Here is a 17,637-nt window from a genome sequence, read left to right as displayed (position 1 = left end):
ATGGATTATATATGCACCTGGATATGTACTGATGCAGTTGGGGAAGAAAGTATTTATCCCCAAACCGGAGAGAAATCTTCGAGCCAGAAACACCAAAATATTTACTGGCGGTGTATTTTATTGTTTTTTGCCACAAGTAAGCGGTTTAATAAAAAGCAAAAACATATACTTTTTAGTAATAATAAAACACTGCCTAGTTTAGATGGAAGAAGTGTAGAGGACAGTCTCAAAGATTTAGAAGTTGAAGTTATATTTACCGATTTTAATTACAAAACACCAAAAGGTTATTTTAATTTATTTCAAAATCAGTTTTACGAATTTTCTATACTTGAATATATTTCTCAAAATAATCTGAATCATGATGACCAATATCTTATTCTTGATTCAGATTGTATCTTTACTCAGCCTGTAGAATCGCTTTTTAGAAATGCTACACCAAAAGGTTTTACTTCTTTCGAAGATGATTGCAGCACCGATTTGGTTATCCATGGCTTGAGTAGAAAAGACATGAAACTACTTTACGAGGATTTATTGGATTCTGATATTGACATAGTTCCCGGATACCATTTAGGTGAGTTTTTTCTAGCCAGCGTTAAAAACATAAATATTATATATAATGATTTTATAGTGCTTTGGCCGAAGCTTATAGAAAGATACCATAAAGGTCAGCCGAAATTTAACGAAGAAGCACAAACTTTAAGTTTTATCTATTTTAAAAATAATTTCCAAGCAAGTAAAAGCAAAGTTTTTTTGAAGCGAATATGGACTAATCCGGTATTTTACAGAAATGTTGAACCTACCGATGTTAATGTTGCTATTTGGCATCTGCCCGCCGAAAAGACTTACGGTTTATATGAACTCTATAATGAGCTAATAAAGAAACTACCAAATTATGGACAAAATATCTCTCATCAGAAATATATGGATGCTGTAAAAAAACTTTTAGGCATTCCTAATTTAAATCTAAAAGGGTATTTTAAATATTACGTTTTAAGTTATTTCAGAGCGATAAGTAAACGGGTTAAGAAAATTTTATCAAAAAGTTAAATATGGAAATAGCAGTGCTTTTAGCAACATTTAATAGAAAAGATAAAACACTTTCGTGCCTAAAAAGTCTTTTCGAACAAGAGACTAATTCGGATGTAAAATTTAATGTTTTCCTCACTGACGATAATTCTACAGATGGAACAGCAATGGTGTTGAAGGCTCAATTCCCTTCTGTAAATATCTTTAAGGGAACAGGTAACTTATTCTGGGCTGGTGGTATGAGAAATTCTTGGAAAAAAGCGATTAAAAGTAAGCCAGATTTTTACTTGCTTTTAAATGATGACACCCTGCTTGTTAAAAATTGCATCACCCGATTATTAACCTATTTCTCCATCAAAAATGAAGATGCCATTTTAATAGGCAGTACGATGGATAATCTCAAGAATAAAATTACCTATGGTGGGCATAAATTATATACTGCCGGTAAAGTTCAGTGTTATAACGTTTTTAGCGAAACAGAGTATTTGGTATGCGATATGGCAAATGCTAATATAATGCTTGTTCCTGCATCAGTAGTAAATAAAATTGGAATTCTTTCTGCTAATTTCACTCATAGCATAGCTGATTTTGATTACACTTTAAGAGCAGGAAAAGAGGGCATCAAAACGGTTGTTGTTCCTGGAGTTTTAGGTTTTTGTGTAGATGACAATCTTGACGATGAATTCAAAATCAAGCGCAATTTAAAGCAACGTATTGCTCACCTAAAAAGCCCTAAAGGTTTGGCTTACAAAGAATACATGGGTTTCATTTCCACTCATTTTCCTGGTCATCGTTTAGAGGTTAGTATAAAAATTTGGCTTAAAACACTCTTCCCTTTTATTTGGCGTAAATTTAAACCCAGTAATTCATGAAAAACTCTATAATCATTGGCGTATTTTGTTACAACAGGGTTAGTAAATTAAAAAGGTGCATAGATGCACTATTAAAAAACCCAGAATGCAAAAATATGGATATCGTTTTCTTTAGCGATGGCCCGAAAATAGGTTCCGATGATACACCTGTAAAAGAAGTTCGCCAATATATCGATAATCTTGATGGATTTAGAAATATCATTAAGCATTACCGTGAACATAATTTAAGTACCGGGCCAAACTTTAGAAAAGGTTTAACTTTTTTGAGCGAAAATTATGAACGATTCATCATCGTTGAAGACGACCTTATTGTTAGCTCAAATTACTTAAAATTTCTTACAGATGCGTTGGAGTTTTATAAAGACGAACAAAGTGTATTTTGTGTAACTGCTTATGTTTTTCCAATTAAAGCACCAAATTATATTTACGACACAATTGTATATAAAAGATTTTGCTCTTATGGTTGGGGTGGTTGGGGCAATCGTTTTACAAATATTATTTGGGATGAAAACGATCTGAATAACTTGATGCATAATTCACCCGGGTTTAAAAAACGGCTTAATGCTGAAGGTTTTGATTTGGTAAGGATGCTGAAAAAACAAATTAAAGGAACAATTTCTACCTGGGATATTCAAATGCAAACTCATGTTGCTGAAAATAGATTAAAGGTCATCTATCCAAAATTATCTAAAGTTAGCAATATTGGGTTTGATGAGGAATCGACAAATACATCGGGGGTAAATTATTTAATTACTCCAATTGATAATGGCATACAAAGAACTTTTAAATTTACGCCGGCTACAAACATAGTTGCAGAATTGCAATTACAGATTAAAGCGCCATACGCTTATCATACCTTGGTTATCAGAAAACTAAAAAATGAGTTTATAAAACTTACAAATACCGTTAAAAGCGCCAATTAATGAGAATTTTAATAATTCATACCTTCTACAAACTTCAGGGTGGTGAAGATATTGTTGTAGAAAATGAAATGAAACTTCTGCATGAAAATGGGCATGAAGTGGAATTATTGAAATTTGATAATAGCAATTCTAGCTTCATCAAACTTATTTTAATGCCTTTTAATTTATTCGCCTATTTTAAAACTAAAAAGTTTATTCGGCATTTCAAACCAGATATTATTCATATACATAATCTCCATTTCGGAGCTTCACTATCGGTTTTATATGCAGCGAAAAATCTTAAAATACCAATAGTTATGACACTGCATAATTATAGGTTTCTATGTCCATCTGGTAGTCTATATTTTAACGGAAAATTATTTATTGATTCATTACAACCTGGTTTTCCTTGGTTAGCAGTTAAAAAAGGAGTTTATAAAAACTCAAGAGTTTTAACTTTTTGGCTTGCATTATCTAACTATTTTCATCAAAAAATAAACACGCTTAATATAGTTGATAAGTTTATACTTTTAGGTAACCACTCTTTGCATTTATTTTCGGAAAGCCATTTTAAAGCGTTTAAAGATAAATTGGTTGTAAAACCAAATTTTACTTATTTAAAAACATTAGAAAAAAAAATAACTGGTAAATATTTTATTTTTATCGGGCGATTAACTGAAGAAAAAGGCATTAATACCTTGCTTAAAGCTTTTCTAGATCAATCAATAAACTTAAAAATTATTGGCTCCGGACCTTTAGAAAATGCTGTTTTAGATACTTGTCAAAAAAGTATAAACATAGAGTTTTTGGGGCAAAAGTCATCAACTGATGTATCAAAACTACTGGAAAATGCTGAAGCTTTGATTTTTCCATCAGAGTGGTTTGAGACTTTTGGAATGGTGCTTTCAGAATCTTTTTCGAAAGGAGTTCCGGTAATTGCCTCTGAACTTGGAGATATAAAAAATATAGTATTAAATAACCAGAACGGTTTAACTTTCGAGCCAGGTAATTTTCTTGATTTGAGAGAGAAAATAAATTACTTTGATAATCTATCATTAGCAAAAAAAAACAGTTTAAAAAAGTTAGCTCTGGAAACTTACAATGATAAATTCAGTCCCAAAGCCAACTACCAAGAACTTCATTCAATTTATAAGAAAGTTATTAGTACGCATTTTTATCGCCAATAACCATCTTCTGAATAGTTAGCCAAATAATCTTTAAATCGAGCCAGGTATCCCAGTTTTCGATATACCAAATGTCATGCTCTATTCGCTTTGTTAATTGAAATGTTTCTTTAATTTCTCCTCTTAATCCATTTATTTGTGCCCATCCTGTTACACCAGGTTTTGATAACATACGTATTATATACCTGTTTTCTAAACCGGCAAATCTAACGTCGTGTTGAAGCATGTGTGGTCTGGCACCCACAACAGACATGTTTCCCATTAAAACATTAAAGAATTGTGGTAGTTCATCTAAATTCGTTTTTCTTAAAAAACTACCCACCTTGGTTAATCTGCTGTCGCCCTGCTTAACTTGTACCGTAGCATCTGATGAAATTACGTGAGAAAGAGTGCGTAACTTAATGCATGAAAAACCTTTATTGTTTTTGCCACCTCTTTGTTGCCTAAAAAATACAGGACCTTGCGAATCTAACTTAATTATAATTGCCAATAATGGAAGCAACCATGATAGTATGAAAAGTATGACCAAAGTGCTAATCACAATATCAAAGATTCGCTTTTTAATCTGGGCAGTTGCGTAATTCATTGGTTCAGATCTTAAAGAAAACACTGGTATTTCGTCAACAAAATCTAAATGTGCCTTTCTGTTTAGAAATTCATATATATTAGGAACAAACCTAAATCTTATAAATTGTTTCTCAGCAGTTTCTGCAAGTTCGTACAGATATGGGGATTTTTCTGGTGATAGTGTGCAATAAATTTCAGCAATTTTATTTTCCACTGCAAAATCAAGACTTTCATCAATTCTGCCCAAATATTGAAAATTTGTAGTATTTGCATCCAGCTCAATATCATCAAAACAGCCAAGACATCGCAAATTACTTTGTGTGGATGAGAAAGAATTAATGAGATTGTTTGCTGTTTCGTTGTACCCGATTATAATTATTTTTTGAAAAAATTTACTGTTTGATCTGGTGTAAAGAACATAACAGATAAGGGTTAACCTTGTAATGAGCAAGATAAGGCCAAAGCCAAAAACTATTGTTAAAATTAAGTAGTTTGCTTTTGAAAAATTAGCTAAATAAACAAAAATGGATACAAGACTCCCAAAAATTGCAAAGGATATTAAAGTCCTGCGGGCTAAAATCCGCAAGTTAACTTGTTTATAAATTACATAAGCTGCTAAAAGATATGAACTTAATAGCCAAATTATATTTGAAACAAGATTCAGGATTATTAAATCTTTTAGATCAGACTCAGGATTTTTCTCGAATAAAAAAAGCGGCAATATAAAGAGTATATTAAGGGTTACAAGGTCCATAATTAGGAAGAAAACCCGGTGGATATTTGTGTATCTCTGTGTCATAGTCTGGCGTGTTTTTAGATTTAAGCAGAGTTTCTAAAAGGAATAAAAAAGCGAAGTTTTAAAATCTGAAAAACATAAATTGGTCCGTAGTATAAATATCTTCTCCACATCCTTGATGGATTGCTTACCAAACGGCCCATCCATTCCAATTTATTATCTACCATGAATTTGCTTGGTCTTTTAACGGTTTCAGCATAAAAATCGAATACTGCCCCTATTGAGCAGATAAATTTCGCATTTATTTGATTTTTGAATTGTTGTGACCATTTTTCTTGCTTCGGCGCTGTAAGTCCAATAAACAATGCATCAGGATTAAAATCATTAATTGCTGCTATCATTTTTTCATTGTCTTCACTAGAAAATGTTGCCGTAAATGGTGGTGAATAAAAGCCAACTTTGAGGTTAGGATATTCATTAAGTAGCTTGTCTTTGATTTTCACAAGTGTTTCCTCACAGGAACCTAAATAAAAACAACTTCCTGCTTGAGCATTTAATGTAGAAAGTAAATAAAGATGAAGATCTGTTCCCGAAATCTTTTTTATTTTTTTCCCAGTTAAAAAACGCTCAGCTAATACTACGCCTTCGCCATCTGGTAATAAAATATCCGATGAGGTTAAAGCACTCCTAAATTCAGCATCTTCACGAGCTATACAATAAGAATATTGGTTAATAGTGTTGATAACTATTTTAGACTCAAGAGAAATTTCGTTCAAATTTCCATGGTACAAATTGTAGTTAATGCCTTTGCTGTTTAAATTAAGCTGATTTTCCATAAAACGTACTAATTAATGATACAATTGTGATTGTTTCTGTGGGAGTATTATACGGGTTTTTTAAAGTTTTGGTTTTAAATTGTTAATATAAATTTGTAAGTTTATCTATTGTTAATCAATTAGTTACAACTAAATGGAGTACTCCTTTTTAGTTAGAGCTTAGGGTTTTACAGCATGCTTTTTTGAACCAAAAAATAAGTTTTATTTTTTTAAAATATATATTGAAAATATGAGCCAGAAAATGAAAAATTAAAATTAAAAATCCTTTAAAATCTCTACTTATGCTTCTGAAATCCTATCAGGAAAAAATTCCTACTAAAGGCAATTTTTTGGATAGTGCTAAACAATTGTCGGATCTGACTAGTCTCTCCGATGACTTGGTTTTAAATAATCTTTACCGAAATCACTCGGCAGAACTGTTAACAACTATTTTGAAAATAATTCCTCAAACTGAAACTGCAGAAGACATTTTGCAGGATACTTTCGTGAAGGTTAAACGATGTATCCATTCCTATAATGCAGAACGATCCCAACTGCTAACCTGGAGTAAGGCAATTGCAAAAAATATGGCACTGGATCATCTGAGACTAAAAAGTAGTCGAAATAGCCGATTGAATCAATCAATAGATTTTTCTCAAGCTGAATTGGCATCAAAACATTTCTGTAGTTTTAATATTGACAGAATAGGATTAAAACAATTATTTTCTGTTTTAAGTTCCGAACAATTGTCAATCCTGCAGCTATTTTATTATGAAGGTTACACTCATGAAGAAATTTCTGAGGCATTAGATATTCCTCTCGGTACGATAAAAACAAGAATTCGAATGTCGATTGTGACATTGAGAAGATTTTTTAACTAAATTTTCTGCTAATAACTCAGTTACTTATATTAAAATCATTATGAAAACAGCTCTAATAACGGGAATTACCGGTCAGGATGGTGCATACCTGGCAGAATTATTATTAACTAAAGGGTATTCTGTTCATGGAATAAAAAGACGTAGCTCATCATTTAATACTGATAGAATCGACCATCTCTATCAGGATCCTCATGAACCTGAAGTACGTTTTAAACTTCATTATGGAGACCTAAGTGACTCAACAAATTTAATTAGAATTATTCAAGAGGTACAGCCAGATGAAATATACAATCTCGGTGCCATGAGCCACGTAAAAGTTAGTTTTGATACCCCAGAATATACTGCTAATGCAGATGGGATAGGAACATTACGCTTATTGGAGGCTTTGCGAATATTAAAGTTAGAAGGCAAAACGAAAATATATCAAGCATCAACGTCAGAATTGTATGGATTAGTTCAAGCAGTTCCACAAAGCGAAACAACGCCTTTTTATCCAAGATCCCCCTATGCCGTCGCCAAATTGTATGCTTACTGGATTACCGTAAATTATAGGGAAGCTTATAATATTTTTGCTTGCAATGGAATATTATTTAATCATGAAAGTCCTTTGAGAGGAGAAACTTTTGTTACTCGAAAAATTACAAGAGGAACTGCCAAAATAGCACTCGGGCTTCAGGATAAAATATATTTGGGCAACTTGGATGCTAGACGGGATTGGGGGCATGCAAAAGATTATGTCGAAGCTATGTGGCTAATTCTCCAGCAGGATAAACCTGACGATTATGTTATAGCTACTGGGGTAACTACATCGGTGAGAGATTTTATAATTTTAGCGTTTGGTATTTTAGGTATCAGTCTTGAATTTAAAGGCGATGGTTTAAATGAGAAGGGTTATGTAAAGAATTGCTCGAACTCACAATATAACTTGGAAATAGGTAAGGAAGTCATCGCTGTAGACCCTGCGTACTTTCGTCCAACAGAGGTAGATTTACTTATAGGAGACCCAACAAAAGCGAAAACCAAATTAAATTGGACACCAAAGTATGATTTGAAAGGTCTTGTCAAGGAGATGATTATTTCAGATGTTGAAATTTTTGAAAAGGAAATTTTACTAAAATCTGCTGGCTATTATGTTAAAAATCAATTTGAATAGAAACTTGAAATTAATTGGATAACTACAAACATCCAATATCTGATGGATTGGTAATGTTTTAAATTTTGATGAGTAATTTACTTACTATTGGTAGTTGGGTTTAATTCAAAAATGGCGGACTGGGGTTAAAGATGTGGCTTTTGGCCATTTTATAGGCTAAGAATGGTTAGGCTTACTTAAGTATTGAATGTTACATGAGACGTATGTTATGTTTGAAACAGGTTTATTAAGCTTTTTCAAGTTAAGATAACGTAGAATTGGCTAATGTAAAAAAACAGTTGGAAGAGTTTAATAATAGGATTTCAAAGGCCATGGATAAAATTCTCAATAACGTAATCCTTGGTTTTTAGTACAGACAGATCAAATCCGACTGTGAGAAAAACATCCTTATTCTTGAAAACAGACTCATCGATTTATCCCGGGGAAAAGGGAATATTACTGATTTGATTAGCAAAGCTATTGGATTACTTAAAAACCTCAATGAAACGTATACAGAGCCAGATTCGGAGGGAAAAAGACGACTAATCAGTTCGGTCTATCCCCAAAAACTCACTTTTAACGGCACGCAACACCAAACTACTCGGGTTAATGAGGCTATGCGTGTTCTAGGTACTTTAAAAAAGGTTTTTGAGGGCAAAAAAAAAGGGCAAACCAAACAAAATTTGATTTGCCCACTATGGTAGCGGGGAGCAGGATCGAACTGCCGACCTCAGGGTTATGAATCCTGCGCTCTAACCATCTGAGCTACCCCGCCAGGTTCAAATATTTATGTTATATTACAAATATTTGCTTGGTTATTTTTTGGAGTTGCAAATATAGAATAAATTACCTTTCTTTAGAAAAATAAAATAAAAAAAGTAATCCGGAATTTTCATCCGGTAATGAATTAACATGGCAGATAAGAAAAAATTTACGCTCGAGTATGAGGTTAAATCCTCGCCACGAATACTGTATAGTTTTATAAGTGAGCCTAATGGCCTATCACAATGGTTTGCCGATGATGTTAATTTTCGAGATCAGATTTATACTTTTACCTGGGATGATGAGGAACAAAAAGCTAAACTTGTTTCTATAAAAGAAAACAAACTTGTTAAGTTTAAATGGCTTGATGATGAACCTCAATGCTACTTTGAAATGGAAATCGTTCAGGATGAATTAACTAACGATGTTGCGCTTGCCATCACCGATTTTTCTACTGATGAGTTAATGGCAGAAAAAAGATTAATTTGGGATAACCAGATTGATTACCTCATTAGCGTTTTAGGTGCGTAATATTTATTATGCTTTGTTTACCTTTGTTAGGTGAAAAAAATACATCTTTTAGTAATTAAAACATTCATAAGGCCATTTATTGCTACATTCTTCGTAGTAATGTTTATCCTTTTAATGTTTTTTCTTTTTAAATATGTAGATGATCTTATTGGCAAAGGCTTCGAATGGTACACAATTTTAGAATTAATGTACTACCAATCGATGGTTCAAATTTCTATGGCACTACCCCTTTCGGTTTTGCTTTCTTCCATCATGACTTTTGGAACGCTTGGTGAAAACTACGAGCTTGTCGCTATAAAATCTGCAGGTATTTCTCTCCAAAAGGCAATGAGACCACTTATGGTTTTAATTCTTTTGCTCACAGTTTCTTCATTTTTGTTTTCAAACTTCATTTTACCTAAAGCCAATCTAAAATTTTATTCGTTAATGTACGATATGAGGAATAAAAAATTAGCATTCCTTATTAAACCTGGTGTTTTTAACAATAGTATACCTGATTATTCTATACGTGTTGATAGGAAAGATGAAAGTGGTAAAATGAATGGAATAATGATTTATGATCATAAAGGGACTAATGGTATTCCGAAGGTAATTATGGCTAAAGAAGGTGAAATGGTTAAATCATCTGATGGAAAATTTTTGGTATTTAATTTAAAAAATGGGGTAACTTACGAAGAACAAGCCAGCAGCACCGGAATCTACAACCCGAGACAAGTAATGTTAAGAAGCCGATTTAAAGAAACTAAGCCTAAATTTGATATGAAATCTTTTGATTTGAGTAAAACCGATCAAAATGCTTTCGGTAACAGTACAGTAATGCTAAATTTAAAAGGTATTGTAAAAAAACGTGATTCATTACAAAAGCAAATGGATACGTTAAACCGCAATATGGCGAGGACATTGAGCAATAACTTTAAGCAAAGTAATATAGCCCTAGGGTATACTAAAGTTAAAGTGCCAAGAAAAGCTATAGGTAATAATATTTTAAAGGGCATACCCAACGGCTTCAGGTTACAAAGCATTCAAAACGCTGCAAACACGGTTTCTGTTATTACTCAGAGCCTAACAAATGGAGTACCCAGACAAGAAGATTTATCGGGCGAAATCATCTTTACCAGTGTAGAATATCAACGTAAATTTACATTGGCTGCCTCATGTATTTTGCTGTTTTTTATAGGTGCCCCGCTTGGAGCGATTATAAGAAAAGGTGGTATGGGCTTGCCTGTAGTTATAGCAATTGTATTTTTTTTAGTTTACCATATTATAACCACTGTAGCAGAAAAATCAGCACGCGAAGGTTCCATCAATCCAATATTCGGGATGTGGATAGCCTTTATTCTATTAACACCACTCGCTGTTTTTTTAACCTATAAAGCAACAGTAGATTCTGCCCTCTTCGATGTCAATTATTACAAACAGTTTTTTATTAAACTTCTACGAATTAAACAGCGTTAATTACGCCTTTTCCTTTACTTCTAAATGATATATTCTTAAGCATATTGCTTAAGAAGGTTGTACCTTTGCATTAATTAATGACTAAAGCTTGCAGCAATTGGTAAGTATTAGGCCATATTGTAACTACGTAAAATGCAAACAAAACTAAATACCATACAAGAAGCTATTGATGATATCAAGGCCGGTAAAGTTATTATCGTTGTCGATGATGAAGACAGAGAGAATGAGGGAGATTTTTTAACTGCTGCGGAAAATGCAACACCCGAGGTAATTAATTTTATGGCAACATATGGGCGTGGTTTAATTTGTGCTGCTTTAACTGAAAATCGCTGTGATGAACTGAACCTCAACTTGATGGTTGGGAAAAATACTGCTGCACATGAAACTAATTTTACGGTTTCTGTTGATTTGGTCGGTCATGGTTGTACAACAGGTATTTCAGCAAGCGATCGTTCAAAAACAATAATGGCATTAGTTAATCCTGATACAAATCCTGATGAGTTAGGTAGACCAGGTCATATTTTCCCTCTAAGGGCTAAAGATGGTGGTGTAATAAGAAGAGCAGGCCATACAGAAGCATCTGTTGATTTGGCAAGGCTCGCTGGAATGAAACCAGCTGGCGTTCTTGTAGAAATTTTGAAAGAAGATGGTGAAATGGCACGTTTACCTGATTTATTTAAAATCGCAGAACAACATCAGCTTAAAATAATTTCGATTGAAGATTTAATTACTTACCGTTTAGGCATTGATAGCTTGGTAAAGCAAGAAGTTACCATCGATTTACCTACAGAATGGGGCAATTTTAAAATGACTGCATATACCCAATTAGATAATAATGCAACACATCTAGCCATTTTTAAAGGCGAGTGGAATGCTGATGAACCGATTCTAGCCCGTGTTCATAGTTCTTGTGTTACAGGTGATATTTTTGGCTCTTGCCGTTGCGATTGTGGCCCGCAACTACATAAAGCCTTGGAAATGATTGAAAAAGAAGGTAAGGGTGTTGTAGTTTATATGAATCAGGAAGGACGTGGTATTGGACTAATTAATAAACTTCGTTCTTACAATTTACAGGATGCAGGTTTTGATACTGTTGAAGCGAATATTAAATTAGGCTTTAAAGGTGATGAACGCGATTATGGAGTTGGTGCCCAAATCCTAAGATCGCAAGGCGTAACTAAAATGCGCCTTATGAGCAATAATCCAACTAAACGAGCGGGTTTAATAGGTTATGGATTGGAAGTTATAGAAAATATCCCAATTGAGATAGAAAGCAATATACACAATGAACGTTATTTGAAAACCAAAAGGGATAAAATGGGTCATTCCATTATGAAGGGATAACGCGGTTGATGGTAGCCAGCCTTAAGATAAAATTTTAAAACATTATCTCTAAAACTCATAAATTAATCAGATTTTTAGCAATGGAATTTAAATTCTTATATTTACGGCGCTAATCATAATGAACCCGTTTAAGAAATTTAATTTCAATGAAATTACTGCGTTCTTGCTAAAAAAACAATCTGTAATTGTTGTTTATATTTTACTAGCAATTATTACAGGAGGAAAGCAATACGTTCATCATAGTTATAATAACTATTCAATATTTAAATATGTTTATTGGCATACTGTACAATTTCAAAATTTATACAATAACTACACTGAATATTTAGACAGCAACCATTACGGGCCATTATTTTCTATCTTTATTGCCCCATTTGCTTTACTACCAGACGGTTTAGGAATCATATTATGGAATATTACAAACGTTTCAGTTTTGCTTTGGGGAATTTACAGCCTACCTATATCATTAAATAAACGTTCAGTAATTGCATGGATTTGTGCTCATGAAACGCTAACTGCATTATTTAGTTTACAGTTTAATATCGCATTAACAGGAATAATAATCCTTAGTTTTTCTTACTTGCTGAAGAAACAAGCGCTTCAATCAGCATTTTTCATTGCACTTGGAACGCTTATAAAACTATATGGAATTGTAGGATTAGCCTTTTTCTTTTTCGCAGAACACAAATTGAAATTTATTATATCAAGCTTGGCCGCCTTTACTCTTCTTTTTGCCCTGCCAATGGTACTTTCCTCTCCTGCCTTTGTTATTCAATCTTATCAGGATTGGTATAACTCCTTAGTTTATAAAAATGATATTAATGCTTCCTTAACATCCTTTCAGGATATTTCAGTAATGGGAATTGCAAGAAGAATTTCGGGGAATGTAAATTTACCAAACTTACCTTTTTTAACTATAGGTATTTTACTTTTTGGATTACCTTACTTAAGAATTAAACAATACAAAAATTTAGCTTTCAGGTTGATGCTATTGGCGTCAACGTTAATTTTTACTGTAATTTTTAGCAGCAGTTCAGAATCACCAACTTATATTATTGCTTTCGCGGGCGTTGCAATCTGGTTCATAATACAGCCTGAACCAAAAAAAATATGGATAATTTCACTATTAGTTTTTGCTTTTTTACTAACTAGCTTATCGCCAACGGATATTTTCCCTAAAACTGCCAAAGAATTTATTCGTCTATATTCGCTCAAAGCCCTACCTTGTATCATCATTTGGCTAACTATAATTTATCAAATGATGAAAGAAGATTTTAAATCTTATTCTTTTGCAGATAAATGAAAAAATTAGTTTCAATAGTTATTCCTGCCTATAATGAAGTTGATAATGTTTTTGTGATTGCAGAAAGCATTAAAAAGGTTTTTTCTATTATCAATTACGATTACGAAATCATTTTAGTAGATGATGGTAGTACAGACCAAACCCTTCAAACAATTAAAGAGTATGCTGCCTCCTCGGAAAACATATTTTTTCTCGAATTTTCTAAAAATTTCGGCCACCAACTAGCGGTTAAAGCCGGAATGGATAATGCCTATGGTGATTGTGTTATTTCTATGGATTGTGACATGCAGCACCCACCAGAACTTATTCCTGATATGTTAAAAAAATGGGAAGAAGGTTTTGAAGTTGTTTACACCATCAGAGAAGAAGATAAAAACTTATCAAAAAGAAAGCGAGGCTCATCTGGATTATTCTACAAGGTATTAAACTGGCTTTCTGATATTGAATTAGAACCAGGAGCTGCAGATTTTCGTTTACTAGACCAGAAAGTTGTTAATGTTTTCAGAAACTTTCATGAAAATGAACCATTTTTAAGAGGCTTGGTTAAGTGGTTGGGATTTAAACAGTTTGCAATAAGGTATAATCCAGCAGCACGTTTTTCGGGTAAAAGCAAATATACTTTTAAAAAAATGTTCCAACTTGCGCTGCATGGTGTAACATCTTTCAGTATAAAACCTCTTTATACGGCTGTTTATTTAGGTTTTATTCTTTCTTTTGCATCAATACTTTATATTCCTTATATCATTTATGCATTTGTAAATAATGTTGAGGTATCTGGTTGGGCATCAGTAATTATGACCATCGTTTTCTTCGGAGGTTTACAATTAATCATTTTAGGCATAATTGGCATTTATGTAGGTAAAATGTTTATGCAAACTAAAAATAGACCAAGTTACATCATACGTTCAACCAACATACCTATTAAATAATGGTTCTTTTAAGTTTTGATATCGAAGAGTTTGATATGCCTTTTGAGTATGGAAAAGAAATTTCATTCTCCGATCAGATCGCAATTTCAAGGACAGGTACTATTGCAATTCTTGATATTTTAGATAAATACAAAGTAAAAGCAACTTTTTTTTGTACAGTTACTTTTGCTGAAAATGCCCACGATTTAATAACAAGAATTATCAATAGCGGCCATGAACTGGCATCTCACGGTTATTATCATTCTGATTTCAAGCCTGAGCATTTATTGCAATCAAAATTAAAACTCCAGGAAATTTCGGGTAAAGAAATTACTGGATATAGAATGGCAAGGATGATGCCTGTTGATGAAAAGGAAATAGAAAAAGCAGGCTATGTTTATAATACATCTATAAATCCAACTTATCTCCCTGGCAGATATAACAACCTTAACATTTCAAGAACATTTTTTATTAAAGATAATGTGTTACAAATTCCTGCTTCGGTTAGCCCCTTAATAAGATTTCCATTATTCTGGTTATCATTTCATAACCTGCCATTAGGCATTTATAAATCATTGGCAAGCTGGACTTATAAAAAGGATAAATACCTAAACGTATATTTTCATCCCTGGGAATTTACTGATTTGGATAATTTTGATCGCTTTGGCTTTCCTGGCTATGTAAGAAAAAATACAGGCACAAAAATGATTGAACGGATGGAAAATTTAATTTCCTGGATGAGAAATGAAAAATATTCATTTGGTACCTTTCAAGATTTTATCAAAATGATAAAGAAATAGTACTGCCTCGTATGAATCAGACACAGCTTGTTGCTAATTACTTATAAGTTTCTGCAAGTTTCAATGCATTATAAGCATTCACGATTCCTCCACTTACGCAAATATCACTAAAAGGAACACGAATATTTTCACCTTTCTCGTTTTTATATTTTACTTTATGATCAACTTTAACAACAGACTTCATTATAATTTCTCTAAGCTGAGCAGGTTTTAAATCAGGATAATAACTTAAAATTAAAGCTGCTAAGCCCGAAACAACCGGTGATGCCATACTTGTTCCATCTAAATCTTCATATTTGTTATCAGGCACCGTTGAGTTTATCAAAAATCCAGGTGCAAAAACATCAACATTATACTTTCCATAATTAGAAAAATTAGCCTTTAAATTATCATCATCTTTATATGAACTGGCACCAACTTCAATCCAATTAGACGCATGAGGGAGTTGGTATTTTGTAGAATCTAAAGGAATTGGTTTAGTAAATGAGGTTCTACCAATTGATGGTCTCATTCCCATTCCATTATTCTGTTGCAAAGGCTTGGGTGGCGTAAAATCTGCCAATGTAGGTTTTTTATGTATTAATTTATATGCTTCGGCTTCAGGACTATCGTAATATTTATTAGGATAATTTTCCTCAATATCGTTATTCTGGTTATCATTTCCTGCCGCGTGAACCAGCAAAACACTTTTGCTTTCAGCATATTTTACAGCTTCATCTACTATTTTCTTATCCCATTTATACGATTTTCCAAAGCTCATATTTATTACTTTAGCGCCATTATCAACAGCATAACGAATACCATTGGCAACGTCTTTATCTCGTTCATCACCTGTTGGTACAACTCTAATAGCCATAATACTTACGTTATCAGCAACACCTAAAATCCCTAAAGTATTTTTCCTGTTGGCACCTATAATGCCCGAAACATGGGTGCCATGTAGAGGATCAGGTCCTTTTACATCAATATTTCCATAGTTTTTCTGACTCGAATTTAAATAATCATCACCAACAAATTCCGCTCTCAAATCATATTTCGGATTCAAATTATACTTCAACATGGCATCATATTGTTTGTAACCATCTTTAACATTTTTATAGAATTTCTCAAAACTTCCATCATCCTTTGAACCCTTTCTTATAATAGTTTTAACTTGTTCTTCTATCTCATCATCGGCCCTATATTTCTCAATATCCTCGTAAGTTGGAATTTCTTTTTTACTTGTTTTTGCTACAGAATCTAATACTTTATTAATGGCAAGAAGAACAGAAAAAGTGTTACTTGCATCTTCATACTTTTTACCAAAATCGCCCACCATTTTCTTATACAATCTAAACTCCTCTTTTTGCATACTATCTAAACGGGTTAAATTCGTTGTAGATTGATACTTAGGTGTATAAATTCTTAATAATCGAATAAGTTCAAGATTATCAAATTCAAGATTTCCCTTTTTTGAGCCAATGAAGTTCCAGCCATGAATATCATCAATATAGCCATTTCCGTCATCATCAATTCCATTACCAGGAATCTCTTTCTTATTCGTCCATAAAACATCCTTTAAATCCTCATGATTAACATCTACACCTCCATCAATCACAGCTACAATAATATTTTGTTTTACCTTTTTATCCTTAAGAATATCTCGATAAGCTTTCTCCGTACTAATACCAAAAAAACCACTCTCTGTTAAATCCAGATTAAACCAATTAGCCGGTAATTGCACATTTTTATTTTGTGCAAAACCGATTGTATTTAAGCACATTAAAAAAGAAAGAAAAAGTAATTTTTTCAAATTAATATTCGTCATAATCCAACTTACGTAATATTACAATAATACGGTTTTATTGCATTTGGGATGAAAATTTTAGCATATTTTAACAAAAAGATCTCGTAATTTTCTACAAGCCTATGTTAGCATTCAGTAGATTCTTCCATCCTGTCCTAACTTCAACCTTTTTGATTGTTTTTTTAGGGAAAAGAAATGCATGTGACAACCAGAAAGACTTTCTGCTGATGTTTCGTTATTCATTTTTGGTTTTAATTCTTTTGTTTTTGATATTTTATTTTCAATAAACGAAGAAACCCCTGCAGTTGTTACTGCAAGGGTTCTTGTTAAGAGCCTGTTTTGAGGCTTTTAAGATTTGGCACCGACCTACTCTCCCACGTGTTACCGCAGTACCATCGGCTCTGGTGGGCTTAACTTCTCTGTTCGGAATGGGAAGAGGTGGACACCACCGATATAGGCACCTAAATATTTTATAAAGGTAGAAGGTAGAGGGTTGTAAGGTGGAGGGTAAACCCTAAACCTTAAGCCTTTCGCCTTAAACCTTAAACATGATTGAAAGAAGTTAGTTTGAAGAACAAACAACAGTCTGTTTGCTTTGAAAGCTTCGGATGATTAGTATTACTCGACTGTGAT

General features: G+C 33.0%; 15 protein-coding genes, 1 tRNA gene and 1 rRNA gene. 12 read left to right on the top strand and 5 right to left on the bottom strand.

The features are described from left to right. The 4 genes from IEV50_RS12760 to IEV50_RS12745 are packed head-to-tail and all read left to right on the top strand — an operon-like array spanning position 1 to position 3,987. Complete coding sequence (locus IEV50_RS12760) at positions 1-1,047, top strand: hypothetical protein (protein WP_188414918.1); 1,047 nt, start codon at positions 1-3, stop codon at positions 1,045-1,047. Between the two features lie 2 nt (positions 1,048-1,049). Then, positions 1,050-1,898: a glycosyltransferase family 2 protein gene (locus IEV50_RS12755; protein WP_188414916.1), complete on the top strand. Its 849-nt coding sequence runs from the start codon at positions 1,050-1,052 to the stop codon at positions 1,896-1,898. Continuing rightward, positions 1,895-2,821, top strand: a complete 927-nt coding sequence (locus tag IEV50_RS12750) for a glycosyltransferase family A protein (protein WP_188414914.1) — start codon at positions 1,895-1,897, stop codon at positions 2,819-2,821. Before IEV50_RS12755 ends, IEV50_RS12750 begins: the two co-directional genes overlap by 4 nt. Further along, on the top strand, positions 2,821-3,987 hold the full coding sequence (locus IEV50_RS12745) for a glycosyltransferase (RefSeq protein ID WP_188414912.1): 1,167 nt from the start codon (positions 2,821-2,823) through the stop codon (positions 3,985-3,987). The genes IEV50_RS12750 and IEV50_RS12745 overlap by 1 nt, the downstream gene beginning before the upstream one ends. Here the strand turns inward: IEV50_RS12745 and IEV50_RS12740 are convergent. Next, positions 3,962-5,305, bottom strand: a complete 1,344-nt coding sequence (locus tag IEV50_RS12740; RefSeq protein WP_229746734.1) for an exopolysaccharide biosynthesis polyprenyl glycosylphosphotransferase — start codon at positions 5,303-5,305, stop codon at positions 3,962-3,964. The two genes, IEV50_RS12745 and IEV50_RS12740, sit on opposite strands and share 26 nt — an antisense overlap. A gap of 65 nt (positions 5,306-5,370) precedes the next feature. After that, a complete protein-coding gene (locus IEV50_RS12735; RefSeq protein ID WP_188414901.1) occupies positions 5,371-6,123 on the bottom strand; it encodes a WecB/TagA/CpsF family glycosyltransferase in 753 nt (250 codons plus the stop codon). 281 nt (positions 6,124-6,404) lie between these two features. Between IEV50_RS12735 and IEV50_RS12730 the strand changes: the two genes are divergently transcribed. Together IEV50_RS12730 and gmd are read left to right on the top strand one after the other, a co-directional pair. Beyond that, entirely contained in the window at positions 6,405-6,983 is a 579-nt protein-coding gene (locus tag IEV50_RS12730) for an RNA polymerase sigma factor (protein WP_188414899.1), read from the top strand. 40 nt (positions 6,984-7,023) lie between these two features. Next, positions 7,024-8,136, top strand: a complete 1,113-nt coding sequence (gene gmd, locus IEV50_RS12725) for a GDP-mannose 4,6-dehydratase (RefSeq protein WP_188414897.1) — start codon at positions 7,024-7,026, stop codon at positions 8,134-8,136. A gap of 677 nt (positions 8,137-8,813) precedes the next feature. On the opposite strand, the gene IEV50_RS12720 is transcribed toward gmd, so the two are convergent. Further along, positions 8,814-8,890 (bottom strand) — tRNA-Met (locus tag IEV50_RS12720). A 137-nt stretch (positions 8,891-9,027) separates the two neighbouring features. Here IEV50_RS12720 and IEV50_RS12715 point away from each other — a divergent pair. The 6 genes from IEV50_RS12715 to IEV50_RS12690 all read left to right on the top strand — a co-directional run bounded on the left by IEV50_RS12715 (position 9,028) and on the right by IEV50_RS12690 (position 15,218). After that, positions 9,028-9,408: an START-like domain-containing protein gene (locus tag IEV50_RS12715; RefSeq protein WP_188414890.1), complete on the top strand. Its 381-nt coding sequence runs from the start codon at positions 9,028-9,030 to the stop codon at positions 9,406-9,408. A gap of 30 nt (positions 9,409-9,438) precedes the next feature. After that, positions 9,439-10,863, top strand: coding sequence for an LptF/LptG family permease (locus IEV50_RS12710; protein WP_188414887.1), 1,425 nt, complete (start codon positions 9,439-9,441; stop codon positions 10,861-10,863). A gap of 132 nt (positions 10,864-10,995) precedes the next feature. Continuing rightward, entirely contained in the window at positions 10,996-12,207 is a 1,212-nt protein-coding gene (locus IEV50_RS12705; protein ID WP_188414885.1) for a bifunctional 3,4-dihydroxy-2-butanone-4-phosphate synthase/GTP cyclohydrolase II, read from the top strand. 118 nt (positions 12,208-12,325) lie between these two features. Next, positions 12,326-13,510 carry a glycosyltransferase family 87 protein gene (locus IEV50_RS12700; RefSeq protein WP_188414883.1) on the top strand — a complete coding sequence of 395 codons (1,185 nt, stop codon included), beginning with the start codon at positions 12,326-12,328 and terminating at the stop codon, positions 13,508-13,510. Further along, entirely contained in the window at positions 13,507-14,439 is a 933-nt protein-coding gene (locus IEV50_RS12695) for a glycosyltransferase family 2 protein (protein ID WP_188414882.1), read from the top strand. Before IEV50_RS12700 ends, IEV50_RS12695 begins: the two co-directional genes overlap by 4 nt. Further along, positions 14,439-15,218, top strand: coding sequence for a polysaccharide deacetylase family protein (locus tag IEV50_RS12690; RefSeq protein WP_188414880.1), 780 nt, complete (start codon positions 14,439-14,441; stop codon positions 15,216-15,218). Before IEV50_RS12695 ends, IEV50_RS12690 begins: the two co-directional genes overlap by 1 nt. Before the next feature lie 37 nt (positions 15,219-15,255). Here IEV50_RS12690 and IEV50_RS12685 read toward each other — a convergent pair whose 3' ends face one another. Both IEV50_RS12685 and rrf read right to left on the bottom strand, forming a co-directional pair. Continuing rightward, a complete protein-coding gene (locus IEV50_RS12685; RefSeq protein ID WP_188414878.1) occupies positions 15,256-17,025 on the bottom strand; it encodes a S8 family peptidase in 1,770 nt (589 codons plus the stop codon). A 332-nt stretch (positions 17,026-17,357) separates the two neighbouring features. Then, a 5S ribosomal RNA gene (gene rrf, locus IEV50_RS12680) occupies positions 17,358-17,469 on the bottom strand. Positions 17,470-17,637 lie beyond the last annotated feature (168 nt).

Origin of the sequence: Pedobacter mendelii, assembly GCF_014635725.1 — a bacterium.
In the GTDB taxonomy this organism is placed as follows: Bacteria; Bacteroidota; Bacteroidia; order Sphingobacteriales; family Sphingobacteriaceae; genus Pedobacter; species Pedobacter mendelii.
This window is presented reverse-complemented; position numbering and strand designations above follow the sequence as displayed.